Annotated in this window: 15 protein-coding genes; 8 read left to right on the top strand and 7 right to left on the bottom strand. The window is 44.6% G+C overall.

Annotation, left to right across the window (positions count from 1 at the left end; translation table 11 throughout):
- Nucleotides 1-10 precede the first annotated feature (10 nt).
- On the bottom strand, nucleotides 11-316 hold the full coding sequence (locus ACVBIU_RS08250; protein ID WP_447158903.1) for a hypothetical protein: 306 nt from the start codon (nucleotides 314-316) through the stop codon (nucleotides 11-13).
- A 243-nt stretch (nucleotides 317-559) separates the two neighbouring features.
- On the opposite strand from ACVBIU_RS08250, the gene ACVBIU_RS08245 reads away from it, so the two are divergent.
- Nucleotides 560-1567: a WD40/YVTN/BNR-like repeat-containing protein gene (locus tag ACVBIU_RS08245; protein WP_447163495.1), complete on the top strand. Its 1008-nt coding sequence runs from the start codon at nucleotides 560-562 to the stop codon at nucleotides 1565-1567.
- 100 nt (nucleotides 1568-1667) lie between these two features.
- Here ACVBIU_RS08245 and glnA read toward each other — a convergent pair whose 3' ends face one another.
- Nucleotides 1668-3077 (bottom strand): glutamate--ammonia ligase, encoded by a 1410-nt coding sequence (gene glnA, locus ACVBIU_RS08240; RefSeq protein WP_447158901.1) that lies wholly within the window; start codon nucleotides 3075-3077, stop codon nucleotides 1668-1670.
- 713 nt (nucleotides 3078-3790) lie between these two features.
- On the opposite strand from glnA, the gene typA reads away from it, so the two are divergent.
- From typA to pdxY, 3 genes are all read left to right on the top strand, one after another.
- A complete protein-coding gene (gene typA / locus ACVBIU_RS08235) occupies nucleotides 3791-5602 on the top strand; it encodes a translational GTPase TypA (protein WP_447158900.1) in 1812 nt (603 codons plus the stop codon).
- A gap of 651 nt (nucleotides 5603-6253) precedes the next feature.
- On the top strand, nucleotides 6254-7708 hold the full coding sequence (locus ACVBIU_RS08230; RefSeq protein ID WP_447163494.1) for a disulfide bond formation protein B: 1455 nt from the start codon (nucleotides 6254-6256) through the stop codon (nucleotides 7706-7708).
- 288 nt (nucleotides 7709-7996) lie between these two features.
- Complete coding sequence (gene pdxY / locus ACVBIU_RS08225) at nucleotides 7997-8860, top strand: pyridoxal kinase PdxY (RefSeq protein ID WP_447158898.1); 864 nt, start codon at nucleotides 7997-7999, stop codon at nucleotides 8858-8860.
- A gap of 257 nt (nucleotides 8861-9117) precedes the next feature.
- Here the strand turns inward: pdxY and ACVBIU_RS08220 are convergent, their stop codons facing one another.
- The 4 genes from ACVBIU_RS08220 to ACVBIU_RS08205 form a co-directional block, all read right to left on the bottom strand.
- Complete coding sequence (locus ACVBIU_RS08220) at nucleotides 9118-10314, bottom strand: DUF418 domain-containing protein (RefSeq protein WP_447163493.1); 1197 nt, start codon at nucleotides 10312-10314, stop codon at nucleotides 9118-9120.
- A gap of 636 nt (nucleotides 10315-10950) precedes the next feature.
- Complete coding sequence (locus ACVBIU_RS08215) at nucleotides 10951-12165, bottom strand: 4Fe-4S binding protein (protein ID WP_447158896.1); 1215 nt, start codon at nucleotides 12163-12165, stop codon at nucleotides 10951-10953.
- Nucleotides 12166-12348: 183 nt separating this feature from the next.
- On the bottom strand, nucleotides 12349-12996 hold the full coding sequence (locus ACVBIU_RS08210; protein WP_447158895.1) for a DUF2959 domain-containing protein: 648 nt from the start codon (nucleotides 12994-12996) through the stop codon (nucleotides 12349-12351).
- A 26-nt stretch (nucleotides 12997-13022) separates the two neighbouring features.
- Nucleotides 13023-13244: a hypothetical protein gene (locus ACVBIU_RS08205; protein WP_447158894.1), complete on the bottom strand. Its 222-nt coding sequence runs from the start codon at nucleotides 13242-13244 to the stop codon at nucleotides 13023-13025.
- A 121-nt stretch (nucleotides 13245-13365) separates the two neighbouring features.
- Here ACVBIU_RS08205 and ACVBIU_RS08200 point away from each other — a divergent pair, with 121 nt between their 5' ends.
- The 4 genes from ACVBIU_RS08200 (at nucleotide 13366) to dtd (ending at nucleotide 16820) form a co-directional block, all read left to right on the top strand.
- Nucleotides 13366-14343 (top strand): virulence factor BrkB family protein, encoded by a 978-nt coding sequence (locus ACVBIU_RS08200; protein ID WP_447163492.1) that lies wholly within the window; start codon nucleotides 13366-13368, stop codon nucleotides 14341-14343.
- Entirely contained in the window at nucleotides 14343-15278 is a 936-nt protein-coding gene (locus tag ACVBIU_RS08195; protein WP_447163491.1) for an alpha/beta fold hydrolase, read from the top strand. The genes ACVBIU_RS08200 and ACVBIU_RS08195 overlap by 1 nt, the downstream gene beginning before the upstream one ends.
- An 18-nt stretch (nucleotides 15279-15296) precedes the next feature.
- Entirely contained in the window at nucleotides 15297-15878 is a 582-nt protein-coding gene (locus ACVBIU_RS08190; RefSeq protein ID WP_447163490.1) for a hypothetical protein, read from the top strand.
- A 504-nt stretch (nucleotides 15879-16382) separates the two neighbouring features.
- Nucleotides 16383-16820: a D-aminoacyl-tRNA deacylase gene (gene dtd / locus ACVBIU_RS08185; protein WP_447161796.1), complete on the top strand. Its 438-nt coding sequence runs from the start codon at nucleotides 16383-16385 to the stop codon at nucleotides 16818-16820.
- Here the strand turns inward: dtd and ACVBIU_RS08180 are convergent.
- On the bottom strand, nucleotides 16817-17143 hold the full coding sequence (locus tag ACVBIU_RS08180) for a rhodanese-like domain-containing protein (RefSeq protein ID WP_447161795.1): 327 nt from the start codon (nucleotides 17141-17143) through the stop codon (nucleotides 16817-16819). The two genes, dtd and ACVBIU_RS08180, sit on opposite strands and share 4 nt — an antisense overlap.
- Nucleotides 17144-17544: the final 401 nt, after the last annotated feature.

The following is a 17544-nucleotide window of genomic DNA, read 5'->3' as shown; positions in this document are numbered from 1 at the left end:
CACTGTTAACTTATGGTTTTACCGCTCTTAAATGTACTTTGCGGTAATTGAATTCTTGATTGAGCTGACTTAGCTCACCAACTGAAAGCTTGGTCAGTAATGCGCTGCCTTGGTCATCGGTGACAAACTTTTTGGCGGTGCGATTCACAAAATCAACCACGAAAACACTGTCGCTTTGTTGTGATTCTGCGGCTTTTAGTGCTGCTTGGCTTGAGCAATCGTTACATTCTGCAATCGGGCTCATCGCGGCTAGGCTTGTGGTGGAAAGTAGTAGTCCTGCACTTAATAGTGTTACTCGAGTGGCTGTTTTTCTCATAGTAGGTTCCTTATTACTTAAACGGTGATCTTCGTCACACTTTTAATTTAGGCTATCGTGTGGCCAGTGTCCAGCAATACTTGTTATTAACTTGTTGTTTAATCATGCTTTATTTAGCTTAGGCTAATAAGCTGGTGTTTATGTGAGTGAGCAATAATGGGCTAAATGCTTGCCACCTTTAGGCTTGCCTATTACCTATGATTGGCCGATAGTATTTATGGTGCCGTTTTTTAAGGGAATTAAATGAAGATATTCATACTGTTACTTAGCTTATGTTGCTTCAGTACCTCATCCATGGATTGGAATGTGCAAACGCTTGGGGCCAATGCCGCTTTGAGAGGTAGCGCCATACTTGATGGGGTTGCTTGGGTTACGGGAACAGATAACCGTGTTTATATCTCCAAAGATCAAGGTAACACCTGGTTAGATGTGTCGGTAAAAGATCAGCCTTTGACTGACTTTCGCGATATTGAAGTATTCGATGCCAACACTGCCATTGTTATGGGCGCGGGTGAAGGGGGCTTATCTAAGCTGTATATCACCGAAAATCAGGGTTTAAGTTGGCAATTAATATTTGATAATCCAGATGAACTCGGCTTTTTTAATTCAATCGCCTTTTGGGATCGTAATAACGGCTTATTGCTGGGTGATCCGGTTGGTGGTTGCTATGTGATTTTGCGTACAACCGATGGCGGAAAATCTTGGCAGCGAGTGGCGAAAGGTGGGTTACCCAAAATGCTTGATAAAGAGGTCGCGTTTGCCGCTAGCGGTAACACCTTAGTTGTTGGCAAGAGAGGCCGCGCCTGGTTTACTACCGGAGGATATAGTAGCTCAGTCTACCTTACCGCCGATTCAGGCACGCATTGGCGTCGGCATCCAATCGCACTTTATGATGATACTCAAACTGCCGGTGGTTATGCGCTGGCATTTAATCATCTAGATGATCTATTTGTACTGGGAGGCGATTATCAGCAGCGTGATAAGCATGCTGCCAATATGGTGTATAAAAAGGGCTATGTGTGGCATAAAGCCCCCGGCACAACCCCAGGTTTGCGCAGCGCTATGGTGTGCTACGAAGAAACCTGTATTGCCACCGGTAAGCTATCAACCGATATTTCTCATGATCATGGTTATAGTTGGCAGCCACTGCTGATTAACGGTGAGTCTCAGGGATTTTTTACTTTGGCTATCGAGGGCAATACACTAGTTGCTGCAGGGCATAATGGCCGTGTTGCGGTGTATCAGTTTTAAAGATTAGTCATTTACCTGCTAAATAAAAAAGCCCCAAACATGACTGTTTAGGGCTTTAAAGACTAATCACTTACGAGTGGTTAGCGGGTCACTCAGAGGATTACAAGCTGTAGTAAAGCTCGAATTCTACTGGGTGAGTTGTTTGGTTGATGCGCTCAACATCAGCAGACTTAAGGGCGATGTAAGAGTCGATAAAGTCGTTAGTGAATACGTCGCCACGAGTTAGGAACTCACGGTCAGCGTCTAGACACTCAAGTGCGTTTTCTAGTGAAGTGGCAACTGTTGGGATTTCTGCTGCTTCTTCAGCTGGAAGATCGTATAGATCTTTATCCATTGCTTCACCTGGGTGGATCTTATTCTGGATACCGTCAAGGCCAGCCATTAGCATTGCAGAGAACGCTAAGTATGGGTTAGCCACTGGGTCACCAAAACGGATTTCGATACGACGACCTTTTGCACTTGGTACCACTGGGATACGGATAGAAGCAGAGCGGTTAGCTGCTGAGTAAGCAAGCATAACAGGCGCTTCGAAGTGTGGTACAAGACGCTTGTATGAGTTTGTCGATGGGTTAGCAAATGCGTTAATTGCACGCGCATGCTTAATCACACCACCGATGTAGAATAGAGCTGTTTCGCTCAATCCACCGTACTTGTCACCTGCGAACAAGTTAACGCCATCTTTCGCAAGAGACTGATGCACGTGCATACCGCTACCGTTGTCGCCAACGATTGGCTTAGGCATAAATGTCGCTGTCTTGTTGTAAGCGTGGGCCACGTTGTGAACAACATACTTAAGTACCTGAACTTCATCGGCCTTAAGTGTTAGTGAGTTGAAACGTGTCGCGATCTCGTTTTGGCCCGCTGTAGCAACTTCATGGTGATGCGCTTCAACAACTTGACCCATCTCTTCTAGCACTAAACACATAGCACTACGGATGTCTTGTGAAGAGTCTACTGGTGCTACTGGGAAGTAACCACCTTTCACGCCTGGACGGTGACCCTTGTTGCCACCATCGTAGCTAGTACCTGAGTTCCAAGCTGCTTCTTCAGCATCAACCTTGTAGAAACAACCAGACATGTCAGCGCCGAACTTAACATCGTCAAATAGGAAGAATTCTGGCTCAGGACCTACCAATACGGTGTCAGCAATACCTGTTGAACGTAGGTAGTCTTCTGCTTTTTTAGCAATAGAGCGTGGGTCACGGTTGTAACCGGTCATTGTGCCAGGGTTTAGGATGTCACAACGAATGTTAGCAGTAGTTTCTGCCGTGAAAGGGTCAAGTACAAAACTTGCAGGATCTGGCATCAATACCATGTCTGATTCATTAATGCCTTTCCAACCTTGGATTGAAGAACCGTCAAACATTTTACCGTCTTCAAAAAAGTCAGCATCGACTTGGTGAGTTGGAATGGTTACGTGCTGCTCTTTACCTATCGTATCGGTAAAACGTAAATCAACAAACTTAACTTCTAATTCTTTTAGTTGTTGTAAAACTGATTCTGCTGACATTCTAAAGTCTCCGAGTAGGGTAAAGGGGCGTCCCTTTGTTTTATCTTTAATATTTAGCGCTTAATGCGATTCTGGCATTCTTAAAGCGAGACTTATGCCAAATTTGTAACTCACTGATAATTAAGGGTGATAATATTTTTGTTCTCGATGCTGATATCCTTGTTGCACCGTAATGGTGCGCGGGATGGATCGAGATGGTGCACGCGCTATAACAGTGCAGCCGCTATTTTCCCTGTAATCAACTGTTGGCGTCTCGCTAAAAATCGTTACACAGAATAACTAAGCCATGAGTAATTTTATAGGGGGGAGGTCAAGCAAATAACATTAGATTTTCAATAAGTGTTATTAGGATTAAGGACAGTCATGTTTTTTGTTTTTTTGTGAAGAGAATATCCGTTGTTTTCTAGCGGAATTTGAGGCTTAAAATAGCTTTAAAAGGTGAAAATGATGAATTTAAGGAGGAGTGTTTGTCTAGGATGACCTAATAGTGTCACACAACTAAAGTATAAAAAAGTGTGTAAAAAGCAGACGTTAAGGCAAAAAAAATCAATGCGAAAGAGTTATTTTTAACGATTGGTTAAAAATAATCCTGTGAGATAACGCTGAGCTAGAGTAGAATGTCACGCTTTTTATTGCAACTACTATACTAGATTGGTTTTAGTCGTTGGCAGTAACCCCCCCTATATATTATACCGATGGTAAGAGGTTTAGCCGTGTTAGAGAATTTACGTAACATCGCCATTATTGCACACGTTGACCATGGTAAGACTACCTTGGTTGATAAGTTGCTGGCGCAGTCAGGAACCCTTGAGTCTCGAGGAGAAGCCACTGAGCGGGTGATGGATTCAAATGATCTTGAAAAGGAACGTGGTATCACGATTCTGGCCAAGAACACTGCCATCAAGTGGAACGATTACCGTATCAACATCGTTGATACCCCAGGTCACGCCGATTTCGGTGGTGAGGTAGAGCGTGTTCTATCTATGGTTGACTCAGTATTACTACTAGTTGACGCTGTGGATGGTCCAATGCCACAGACTCGCTTCGTGACTAAGAAAGCTTTTGCTCAAGGTCTTAAGCCAATCGTTGTTATTAACAAGATTGACCGTCCTGGCGCACGTCCTGATTGGGTTATTGACCAAGTATTTGACTTGTTCGACAACCTAGGCGCTACCGATGAGCAGCTAGATTTCCCAATCGTTTATGCTTCTGCACTAAACGGTTTTGCAACATTAGATCCAGACGAAACTAGCGCAGATATGACGCCACTTTTCGAAACGATCGTTGAAAAAGTTTCTTCACCAGATGCTGATGCTGAAGGTGATTTCCAGATGCAAATCTCTCAAATCGACTACAACTCATACGTGGGTGTTATCGGTATTGGTCGTATCAAGCGTGGTAGTGTTAAGACTAACCAACAAGTTACTGTACTTGGCGCTGACGGCAAGAAACGTAACGGTAAAATCGGCCAGGTATTAGGTTACATGGGTCTAGAGCGTCACGAAGTTACAGATGCTAACGCTGGTGACATCGTTGCGATTACTGGTCTTGGCCAGTTACAGATTTCTGACACAATTTGTGCCCCTACTAACGTAGAAGCATTACCTCCATTGTCTGTTGATGAACCAACACTAACAATGACATTCCAGGTAAACACTTCTCCGTTTGCGGGTAAAGAAGGTAAGTACGTAACTTCACGTAACATCCTTGAGCGTCTACAACAAGAGCTAGTACACAACGTAGCATTGCGCGTTGAAGAAACTGACAGCCCAGATCGTTTCCGCGTATCAGGCCGTGGTGAGCTTCACCTTTCAATCTTGATTGAAAACATGCGTCGTGAAGGTTACGAGCTAGCTGTTTCTCGTCCAGAAGTTATCGTTAAAGAGATCGATGGCGAGATGTGTGAGCCGTTCGAAACACTAACTGTTGACGTTGAAGAAGCGCATCAAGGTGCAGTGATCGAGAAGCTTGGTATCCGTAAGGGTGACATGAAGGACATGCAGTTAGACGGTAAGGGTCGTGTACGTATCGACTTCGTTATCCCTAGCCGTGGTCTAATTGGTTTCCAAACTGAGTTCATGACAGCGACTTCTGGTACTGGTCTTATTTACCATTCATTCGACCACTACGGTCCTTTGAAAGGCGGTGATATTGGTCAACGTGCACGTGGTGTATTGATCTCTAACGCTACTGGTAAAGCACTAACATTCGCACTATTCGGTCTACAAGAGCGTGGTCGTCTGTTTATTACTCACGCATCAGAAGTATACGAAGGTCAAGTAGTTGGTCTTCATGCACGCGCTAACGACCTAACAGTTAACTGTTTGAAAGGTAAGCAGCTAACTAACATGCGTGCATCTGGTACTGACGAAGCACAGGTACTAACTCCGCATATCGAAATGACACTAGAGCAAGCGCTTGAGTTCATCGATGATGACGAATTAGTAGAAGTAACTCCGCTGAACATCCGTGTTCGTAAGCGTTACTTGACTGAAAACGAGCGTAAGCGTCATAACCGTAAGTAATGACCGCGTTTAGCTTCAACCTGTAACCAGGTTAAGTATTGAAAGCCCCCAACATGCAAATGTTGGGGGCTTTTTTGTTATCTGCAGTAGCGTGTGTTTAGTGGCATTGCTCACCCTATATCCAGATCTTTGTTTTAAATCCCATTAATTCATACTTTTAGCCTAGGGTCACAACTCGCTTTAGAGTGTGAATCGCCGCTCTCTCATCAATTGTGTGTAAGCGCTAGCGCTCACTAATTTAGTGATAAATGAACCTGCTTAGCAAAAATCAGAACACGCTAATACTCATTTAGAGGTATGGCGGTTGGGGCACATTTTTTTCAGTAGATTTACCGTAATTTAGTCTCAGCTTGAGTAACTTGCACTACAAATTACCAAGTATTACAGCGAATGCTGTCGACATTTTTAGCCGATATTTGGCTTATTACTAAGCGCATTTTTGAATTGAGTTCGAGTGAACTCTATTGGAGAAAGTTGTGGAATTTCTACTTTTTTGCCTAATTTTTATTGCTTGTTTCTTGGTTGCCTTTAAACCTCACAAACAAAAAATGGCGCATATTTTTTTGGCTCTGAGCATTTTAATGAGCATGGGGATTTGGTTGATCGCCACTTGGGGCATGTTAGTGCCTGCCGGTAACTTGTGAGAACACTATGATGAATGAATTAACAGTAAACAGAATTATATCGTTAGCGGCATTAGCGCTAATCGCTTTACCAGTAGGTATCGCTTGTATCATCTTGGGCTTTGCCATGGGTGACACCCCTTGTATTCTTTGTTGGCAAGAGCGCACCGCTATGGTGCTGGTCTCGCTAATCGCGATTTTTATCATGCGTTACGGCTTAAAGCCAAAGTATATTGGTGCACTGATTATTACTGCGGTATACGGCTTGTGGGCAGGTTATCGTCATAGTTCAGCGCATATTCTTCGTGATATTGGCCAAGGTTTTGGCCCAGCGATTTTTGGCGTTCACACCTATGTATGGGTGATTGTGGTCTTTGCGATTATCTTATTGTTTGCTGGCGTATTAATGCTGCTACAAGGCGACAAGCTAGTAGAGAAAAGTGATAGCAGTGAATGGAGCTTACTGAACAAGGTAACGGTTAACGTGTTCCTAGTCATTATTGGCTTCAACATAGTACAAGCCTTTACGCAAACAGGCCCATTCCCGTATATCGGTCAAAGCGACCCAGTGCGCATGACCTTTGATTCAGAGAAAACCATTTGGTCTACAGCTAACTGGCCAACGCTTTCTAAGCTGTCAGCGCGTGGTGCTTACTCAATCGAGAAGCCTGATTTTGCAACCATGACTCAAAATGATGCGACTAAAGTTGCGACAAGCGACGAGCTTCAATTGCTTAAAAGCGTTGAGCTGCCAAGTGACGTCTTTGGCCTAGCAACGGGTATGAGCTACAACCCTCAAAGCAAGCTATATGCAGTAGTGACTAGCAATAATTGGGTTTATTTCTTAGATGACACGCTGACAACTATTTTAGCAAAAGTGCAGATTGATGCTGCTTTCTCTGCTGAGATCTCTAACCTTGCGGGTGTGACTTTCGACGGTGAAACCTCAGTATTAGTAACAGCAGATCACAAGAGTTTCGTACGCGTTGAGTACGACCCAAGTGTGAAGTTTGATGATACTTATGGTCGCTTTATCGAAGGCACTGATGGCGTGCGTGAGCTAAAGCGTAGCCGCTTTGCGACTGTGCGTGCTAAGTACAACTACGTTGCTAACGTGGGTTGGGACGCGAACACTCAAGAGTACTTAATGGTGACTCTGCCTGATACTAAGCGTAATAACTTTGTGGTTTCGCGTTTAAGCGGCAAAGATTACGAGCTTAACAGTGAAGCGATTATTAGCATTGACGCTGAGCAATACCCGAATGTAACCGGTATTAGCGTGGCAGACGATAAAGCTTACTTACTTAGCCATTCTGGTCAGCAAATGTTAACCATGGACTTGACTTCAAATACCGTTGTTACAGCTAGCGATATTGCGGGTCTAAATAACCCACAAGCAATGACAGTTGTTAATGGTGAGTTTGCAGTATTAGATGCGACAGAAGCTAACAACCGAGTTAACTTCTACCAAGTTCAGCACTAATAATTTAACGCAATGTAATAAATTGCTTTAATAATACAAAGCCCTTAATTAATCGTTAAGGGCTTTTTTAATGCTTTAAGCCTACTGGTGGCATGCAAAGGTGATCTATCAGGCTGGTGATTGGCCATCGAGAATACAAATCCTATGCAATAGCTCACAAGCTGATTAAGTTTGAGAATACTAATTTAGCCTAATTGGTATAATTGCTAAAAATCTCTGCTAGTTGTCAATAAACGGCAATAGAGCACCCTCAATTAACATCGCTAATAACATTAAAGGTAGTGACCAATGAAGCGGATTTTATCCATTCAATCCCATGTGGTATTTGGCTGCGCTGGAAACAGCAGTGCTGTATTCCCAATGCGTCGTCTAGGTATGGAGGTTTGGCCAATTAATACGGTGCAGTTCTCTAACCATACGCAGTACGCACAAGGATGGGCTGGAATGATTATGCCAGCGGGTCAGATCACTGAGTTGGTGCAAGGGTTAGATAATATTGGCAAGCTGCAAACCTGCGATGCCTTATTAAGTGGTTATTTGGGCAGTGCAGAGCAAGGCGCTGAAATTGCAGACGCAGTGAAAAAGATGAAAGCACTCAACCCTAATGCTATCTACTTTTGCGATCCGGTAATGGGCCATCCAGAAAAGGGCTGTATTGTGTCGCCGGGCGTGCAGGAGTTTCTTAAAAACCAAGCCTTAGCTGAAGCTGACATCATAGCGCCTAATTTATTAGAATTAGAAACACTCACCGATACAAAGCTGCATAATCTGGATGAAGTGATTGATGCTTGTGAGAGTTTGCTAGCCAAAGGCCTTAAGATGGTGGTGGTTAAGCATCTTGCAAAAGCGGCAACCTGCAAAGAGCAGTTTGAGATGTTGCTGGTGATAAAAGGCGGCAGCTACCTAGTATCGCGTCCTTTGTATGAGTTTGAAAAGCAACCGGTAGGCGTTGGCGACCTAATCAGTGGATTGATGTTGGCTAACTTGCAGGCGGGCTTTAGCCCTGTAGCTGCATTTGAGCGCACTAATGCCTCCGTTGATGCCGTGCTATTGGAGACCTTTAATCAAGGCGCTTATGAGCTGCAATTAATCGCTGCTCAAGATGCGATAGCATCACCGACAATTAAGCAGCAGGCCAAAAAAGTTAGCTAGTGGTTTTATGCTAATTTGTTGCTAAATACATTTTGCGAGTCATGCTGAAAAGCCCTGTCGCTATCATAGCTTCAGGGCTTTTGCTTTTTGATTAATGGCTTTTAGTTGATAGCTGAATGCAAACCACACCTAAGCTTGCCATGAGAGTTACCTGTGTCCAGCCTTCTGTAAGCATTGTTTAAGGATGTAGATACTTAATCAGCCTCTGCATCCTGCAGCCATTTTATACTGATTGGTTTTAAGCGTAAGTGATATTTTTATTGGTTGTTTGTAATAGGGTTGGCAGTTTGCGCAATCGTGCCGCTGCCGGAGAGCTTGCGCCATAACCATTCGAGTGGACCTTGATTAAAATACTTCAGATACACACTAGCAAGGAGCAACTGTATGGCTGAAAAACCAATGGCAATAGCCACATAGCCTGGTCTATCTAAGGTTAATAGTAGCGAAGGTGCGAAGTATCTAAATAATAGAGACATCACAATTGATTGCAGAATGTATAAGCTCAATGCTAAGCGGCCAACATTCTGCAATGGTGTGAGGATAGTTGCTCGGTTTTGGCATATCTTAACCAAAATGTGTATGTAGATTAATGCAGTGGGAAGCGCGCTGATCACGACTATCGCCGGGCTGAAACTTTGCAATAGCGCAGAGTTAGATAAGCTACAAAGACCATCTATGGCAGAAAGCAGTAGTGCAGTAATCATTAAGCGTAACAGCTGCTTGCGGCTAAAGCCTTGCTCAAACATCCCCTCTCGATACAGGTATACACCTAATAACATTAGTCCCGATGCAAACCACATTATTGTTAAAGGTGTTGTGACGGCAATGGCTAAGAATAAAATAACTTGTTCAATTAACTGGCTTAAATAAGGGCCTGTCCATAGTTGGTATTGAAACTCTGCTGCGGCGCTCTCTCGAAGCGGGAAAGGCTCTGAGAGAAATACTGTCATAAGGATTAAACTGATTAAGCCAATGGCCCAAAATAGACCGGCTCTGCGGAGTATTTTTTGCTGTGTCAGTGAAATATAGCAAAGGGTTAATAAGCCACTGACGCCGTAAGTAAACAAAATGTCGCCAAACCAAATGAAAGTGGCATGTAAAGCACCGAATAGTATCAGCCACTTAAGCCGTGACTTCATCTGGTTAGCTTGGTTTGAGTTGAGTTTTTTCTCTGACTGAATGGCTAATCCTGCGCCAAAAAGTATCGCAAATAAACTCAAAAACCGTCCTTCAATAAAAAAGCTATTGAAGATATCAATTGCCGAGTCATACCACGGAGTTATTGGGTGGTTTGAGTAACCAGAATAGCCGTTGCCGAAGGAGTAGATATTGATAAACAAAATACCAAGTACTGCTAGGCCACGAATGGCATCAAGATTGGCGTTACGGGTTGTTGAGCTTGTAGAAGGTGACGCTGACGTGGCTTGAGCGTGTTTTTGTGTCGACAGTTCCATGTTGACCCTTTGAATTTCCTATTTTGCCGAAGTTTATCAACATAAACACATAATTTGAACACAGTAGAAATGAATCTTATTCACTAGCATACTTCGTGTTAAAACAAGTTCCTAGGTCCTAGAACCTTTCTTTGCCTTTCCTACCTTTTCCGTAAGTGACGTAGTCACGTTCCCTAGGCTGTAGCCCGTTCGGCTATTACCGTCTCAGCTTTAAAAGAAGACCCTAGATCCTAGGGCGCTGCGCTTCGAGGACGGGCTGCGCCCTGCTAGGAACAGCAAAAGAAAAAACTGTACCAGCGTCTTTGTTAGCTTTTCGGCTTTCTGTAGGTCGGCATTTATGCCGACAAATTCTTTATAAAAACCAAGCTCGATGGGCTAAAGCCCAACCTACTGAAAAATATACTTTCCCATCTTAGCTTTAAAACAAGGTACGAGGTTCTAGGACGCTGAGCTTCGAGGACGGGCTGCGCCCTACTAGGAACATGTGCTCTTTCTTAGCTTCCCGCTTTCCCTGCTTTAGCCCATCTTTCCGTAAGCGCAGCGTTCCGTAAGTGACGCAGTCACGTTCCCTAGGCCGTAAGCCGTTTGTCTTAGCTCTTTCTAGGGCCTAGGCCCTTCTATTCCTAGAACCTTCTATCAATGCCCAATCCTATCCAGATGCTGAATCAAATACATCCGCGCCTCAACTGGCGTTTCGCTGTGCCAGAACCCGCCTAAATAAGCGATGAGTGGCAATAGAAACATGATGGTGAGTAGCATGATGGATAGACCACGGGCTGACAGCTTCCAGCCATTACGGGTACTAAATTGCAGCGCCTCTTTCTTAGGGCAAGCGGATACGCAGCGCATGCAGGCTTGGCATTCGTCTGAGCGAATATTGATTTGGCTATGCACCGAAATATTAGCAGGGCAAGCGCGGCTACACTTATCGCAACTCATGCCTTTGGTGTCGATTAAGCAATGCTGAGTGTTACGGCGAATTTTAAAGGGACTTAAGAAGCTTAATAGCCCTAATAGTGCGCCATAAGGGCAGATGTAGCGGCAAAAACCTTGTCTACGCCACGCTGCGAGGCCCAGAATAAAGCCGAAACAGATTAAGGTAACGAGCCCTGGTGTGATAAAAAATAGCGCCATCTTGAGATCGGCAATCTTGTGGTAGTTACTGTTTAAGTAGCTCGGAATACTCTGGCTCGGCATGCCAATAATGATATATAACAAGGCCAGCAGCAGCAGGTATTTGACCATGCGTAGTGGCCAATCTATCCAGGCTGGTGGCAATAGCTCCTGCTTAACAAAACGCTTTCTAAGTTTATAGAGGTACTCTCCAGCTAATCCAAGGGGGCAGGCCCAGCCGCAAAAGGCGCGTTTACACAGCAGGCCAGTGAGTAAAACCACTGTGAGCATAACGGCTGCGGCGGGGTGGTTTTGGTCCCAAATACCTAGGCTTAAAATTGCTTTGATTTCGATACCACCGGCAATCGGTAAGAAAGCATCACCCACATCAGGTCGCATTAGCCAAGGCGTGATCCCCGACTTTAACAATGCAGCATTAACGGCAAACTGCGCGCCAACTAGCAACATGGATAAGGCAAGCAGGTGTTGCACGCCTTCTCTTAGGTTGTTGGCCCTGATATGCCCCTTGGCGACCTCAGGCTGGAATTTTGTAACTAAGCCTGTGATAACAACGGCAATGGCCAATGCAGCGATGAGTGGCCAATACAGGCTGGAAATAATGGCTCCTGCCGCTAGCATGCCTGATGCTAGCGCGCCCCACTTCTTGCCACTCCAATAGATAAGACTGACGCTGTAGGTTAGTGCTAAGGCAAGGGTTAAGGATTCGATGAAGCTCATAAATAATATCGGCAATAATATGATTGATACTATTGTGAAACTTTTTATAAAGAGAAGTTCTTAATTGGTTTGTAGCTTGTGGGGAAGATCTAAGTTTTGTAAGTAGAGTGTCGAAAAAACCGCACTAGTTCACAAGTTTGGTTCCTAAGTCTTTAGGCTTAGGAACCACACTTTAGTCACAGCTTATTTGCTTTCTAATGAAGCAATAAACTTATTCGACTCGTCGATAGACGTATTCATCTCTTTAATTAAGCCTGAGATATCTGTCTGTAGACTGGCGAACTCACCTTTGATCGCACCAATGGCTTGTGCATTTAGGTTATGCTTTAAATACAACATGTTGTCTTTCATTGCGACCAGCACTGGCTCCATTTTACTTTCGGCGCGGCGCATGCTTTTAACCAGCTGATTATATGAGCGGCGAGTCTCTTTTAACTTTGACTCACTGTTACGTCGCAGACTGGCTTTGCTGATCTCGCCAATCTCGGTTTGCCATTCATCAAATAGCGCCTCAGCAACATCTTCTACCTTGTCGATGCGATTGGTAACATCATCAGCCGCATCTTGAGCAGACTCATATTCGTCTTTAGCCTTATTGTAAGCCCCCTCTAAGTCACCACCGTCATGATTAAGCAGCGCCTGCATCTCTTCGAGTGCAGAGCTAAATTGCTCCTGTGCCTCAACCTGAGACTCTTTGGCATCTTCTACGCGGTCAACCATGATATCGCGCTTGTGATAACCTACTTTCTCCATTGCACCATAATAGGCGCTCTGGCAGCCACCAAGTAGCAAGCTAGTGCTAATAATGGCCGTGGTGATTAGTTTTTTCATCTTGTGTGTTTCCCAAGTTAGGTTAGTTACTCTGAGCGATATCTTGCTGCGTCGATAATGCTCCATAGGTGAGCAATGCCACCAATGATGGCTGGAAAAATTAGCCACCACATGGCATAACCGACAACGGCAACAACACAAAAAATCAGTGCGGCCAAAATACGCCCTTGAACTAACTGTCCAAGACCTGGGAAAAAAAAGCTCGCAATTGCGGCAATAACATTGCCAGCAGATCCTTGTTGAGACATCAATTCAATCCTTATGCTTGTAAAGAGAAGGTTATAAGCTTTATTGTACCAAGATAATGATTCGCAGATCATTTATCCTCTAATAGATTAAGACCAACTTTAACAGAATCAAGAGTAACACGTGAAAAATAAGATAGTGATAAATCAGCTACGTTCTTTTTTACTGAGTATTTGGGCATTTTTTTTGCACCTACTTAGTCGTTTTAAAGAAGACCAGGTCAATATCAAGGCTGGCCATTTGGCCTATGTCACCCTATTGTCATTGGTGCCTATTGTGGCGGTCATGTTTTCTATGTTGTCGGCGTTTCCAGTCTTTTCTGGCATTCGAGAACAGCTAGAAGGTTTTGTTTACGACAACTTTCTGCCAGCAGCAGGCGATACGGTGCAGCTCTATATTAATGAGTTTGTCGACAATGCCTCAAAAGGCACCACAGTGGGCGTGGCCGCCTTAGTGGTAGTAGCATTGTTGTTGATATCGGCGATTGATAAGGCGCTTAATAGTATTTGGCGTACCAAAGAAAAACGCCAAGTCGCAGTGTCTTTTTCTATGTATTGGATGGTGCTGACCTTAGGTCCGGTATTAGTTGGTGCTAGCCTTGTGGCAACTTCCTACATAGTGTCATTAAAAGTATTTAATAGTTCAGAGTTGTCGGGTGTTGTGCCATTGCTGGTAGAACGGTTGCCGATGTTGTTTTCTGTTGCGGCCTTCTTACTCTTGTACATGGTCGTGCCAAACAAGAAGGTGAAGTTTTTACACGCATTACTTGGTGCGCTCGTCGCTGCAATGCTATTTGAGCTAGGCAAGAAAGGCTTCGCATACTACGTGACCCAATTTCCAAGCTATGAGGCGATTTACGGTGCCTTGGCAACGATCCCGATCTTGTTTGTTTGGGTCTACGTCTCTTGGGTGATCGTACTGGTTGGCGCCGAGATCACTGCAGGCCTACCTGAGTATTTACAGGAGTGTAAACTTAGCCGTGAAAAGCTGTTGGCAGAAGCAGAAGCAGAAGCAGAAGCAGAAGAAACAGAAATTGAAAGTCCCACTATAGCCCCAAAATCTGCCAAACATGAGACCCAAGATAAGGAAACCAGGAGTTAATGCTCAATGCGCGACCTAAAGCGCTTAGTCAAACCTGGTTAGATGTCGGTGATGGGCATCAGCTATATGTGGCGCAGTATGGAAATCCCAATGGGCTTGCTGTGTTGTATCTACATGGTGGGCCAGGAGCGGGGTGCGGCACTGAAGATTTAACCTTATTCGATTTATCGATTTACCATGTCATTTTACTCGATCAGCGCGGAGCTGGGCGTTCGCGTCCTCGTGGAGAGCTTCAGCATAATAACTTTCACAAGCTACTGGCCGATATTGAGCAAGTACGTTGTTGGCTCAATATTCAGCAATGGAGGTTGGCTGGCGGATCATTTGGTGCAACCTTAGCCCTGTTATATTCGGCTTGTTATCCCAGTCGAGTGATCTCACAAGTGCTATGGGGGCTGTTTATTCCTAACCCTGCAGGTATTGAATGGCTGTATGGTGACAGTGGTGCGGCGCGATTGTTTAAAGATGATTACCGTGCTTTTACTAAGGGCGTAGACAAGCGGCCAGACTTAAGCGAGTTATTTACTCATTTTAGATCAAGGTTAGAGGATGACTGTGTGGATATTCGCCAAGATGCTGCTCAAGGTTGGCTTAGCTGGGAGATGGCTTTAGCCTATCCCGCCTGTATGGCGAGTGAGATAAATGCCCCCTTCAGTCAGTCTCTAGCAAGCATTGAGCTTTATTATGTAGCTAATGATTACTTTGGCGCATTTGAAAAACTCATCGTTAACTTACCCCTGATCCAGTGCCAAACATATGTCTTGCAAGGTGAAATGGATTGGGTTTGTCCTTTTAAAGTGTTACAAAATTTCTTTAAAGGCAGAACAAGTCAGTTGATTAGCGTGACTGAGATTAAAGGTGGGTATCACGCTTTGGCCGATGTTAAGATGGCAAAAGCAGTCATACACGCGATAAAGGAAATGGCCGAACAATAAAAAGGAAATATAGACTCTATGAAAAAACAGATCCTTACGGGCTTAACCATGAGCTTAATGATGGGCTTAACAGCCTGTGCTTCAACTGAAAAAACTGAAGACGTTGAGGTTGCGGTTAGGGCCCCAGATAGTGTTGAGTTAGGGGGCTTATCAAATGAAGAAGCCACGACTAAATTGCTTGAAGCACTATTAAATAAAAGCTATTTAGCTTCACGAGCAGGCCCAGGTGGAGTCGCAGTTCAATTTGATAATACCCAATTTATTCTGCAGCCTAGTATCAACCCAGACGGTATCGATCGCATCATGATGAACCGTTTTTATGCTATCCACCCTAAATATGTGGGCAGTAAAGAGATGCTGTTGATGATTGGTTCGTTAAACCAAAAACTTAACTTTGCTAAGTTTGTTATTCGTGACCAAGGTGCAGTCATTCAGGTACAAGGCGCGGCAACCTTTGTCGACACCATTTCTATGGAAGAGATCCGTCGTTTCATCCTTTGGATTGATGAAGGGCTACGTCAAGTCGCCGAGTCATTACCTGAAGGGGCGGAAGATGTGATTAAGCCAATCCCTGTGATGCAAAATGTTCAGTCGATTTAAGTAAACAAGGTTCTAGGTTCTAGGAAAAGCAGGGAAAGCTAAGACGATAATAGCCGAACGGCCTGCGGCCTAGGTAACGTGACTACGTCACTTACGGAACGCTGCGCTTACAGAAAAGATGGCAAAGGTTGAGACGGGAAAGCGGAAAAGCATGCTCTCTTCTGTAGGTTGGGCTTTAGCCCATCAATTTTTGTTTTTGCTGTTCCTAGCAGGGCGCAGCCCGTCCTCGCAGCGCAGCGTCCTAGAACCTAGGTCCTTCTTTTAAAGCTAAGACGAACGGCCTGCGGCCTAGGGAACGTGACTACGTCACTTACGGAACGCTGCGCTTACAGAAAAGATGGCAAAGGCTGAGACGGAAAAGCATGTCTCTTTTGTAGGTTGGGCTTTAGCCCATCAATTTTGGTTTTTGCTGTTCCTAGCAGGGCGAAGCCCGTCCTCGCAGCGAAGCGTCCTAGAACCTAGGTCCTTCTTTTAATTTTTAATTTTTTATCGGAGATTGTGTACGTGATTGCCTTAATTCAACGTGTGAGTGAAGCAAAAGTTGTCGTTGATGGCGCGACTATCGGTGAGATAGATAGAGGCCTGTTGGTGTTACTCGGTGTTGAGCGTGAAGATAACATTGAGAAGATGCAAAAGTTGGCCACCAAGGTGATGAGTTACCGTGTGTTCGCCGATGAGAATGGCAAGATGAACCTCAATCTTGAGCAAGCGGGTGGCAGTCTGCTAGTCGTGTCGCAATTCACACTCGCTGCTGATACCGGCCGTGGCTTGCGCCCGAGTTTTTCAGGGGCTGGTACGCCAGATCAAGCCCGAGAACTGTATGAGGCATTTGTCGATTTCTGTAAATCAAAGGGCGTGAATACCCAGACCGGTCAGTTTGCCGCAGACATGAAAGTGTCATTAGTTAACGACGGCCCGGTAACCTTTAACCTGCAGGTCTAGCGCTTTGGCTCACAGCAGAGTAGATCTTTTAATGCCCCGCCGTTAATCACATTCTTTAATTCATTGGCCGTTAAAATATCGCAGCCCTTTTGGGCGCGAATGCCCGCTCCGCAATACAGCACAAACACTTGCTGACGATTTTCAAGCTTGTGCAGCCAAGTCTCTAAAGTATCCAGTGGCACGTTTATCGCCTGTGGCAGATGGCCGCCAGCAAACTCTTGCGGCGAGCGCACATCAATTACTGTTGCGCCGTCTTCAATTAATTGCCAGCATTGGCTGCCAGCGGGTTTGGTCGATAACTTTGAAATTTGAGTGTTTAACATATCCACCTCTCTTTATTATGCTTAAAACTTAAGCTGATATTTAAACCTTTAATTAGATTAATTTCAATAAGTTTTTTCTAATGCTTGATTTGTGATGGTTAACGATTTATGGCTAAAGCAGGGAAACTAACGATGAAAATCAGCTATACAAAGGACCTAGGTTCTAGGATGCTGCGCTTTAAAACAAGGACCTAGGTTCTAAACGCTGCGCTGCGAGGGCGGGCTAAAGCCCTGCTAGGAAAAGCCAAAGCCAAAAGAACCACCTTTGCCATTTCTTAGTTTTAAAACAAGGTACGAGATCCTAGGGCGCTGCGAGGACGGGCTACGCCCTACTAGGAACAGCCAAAGCAAACGTCTTTGTTAGCTTTTCCCATCTTTTTCGCAAGGCCGTAGGCCGTTCG

The sequence above is a fragment of the Shewanella sp. 30m-14 genome, from assembly GCF_052977125.1.
The sequence above is the reverse complement of the archived record's forward strand: the minus strand, read 5'-3'. Positions and strand labels throughout refer to the sequence as shown.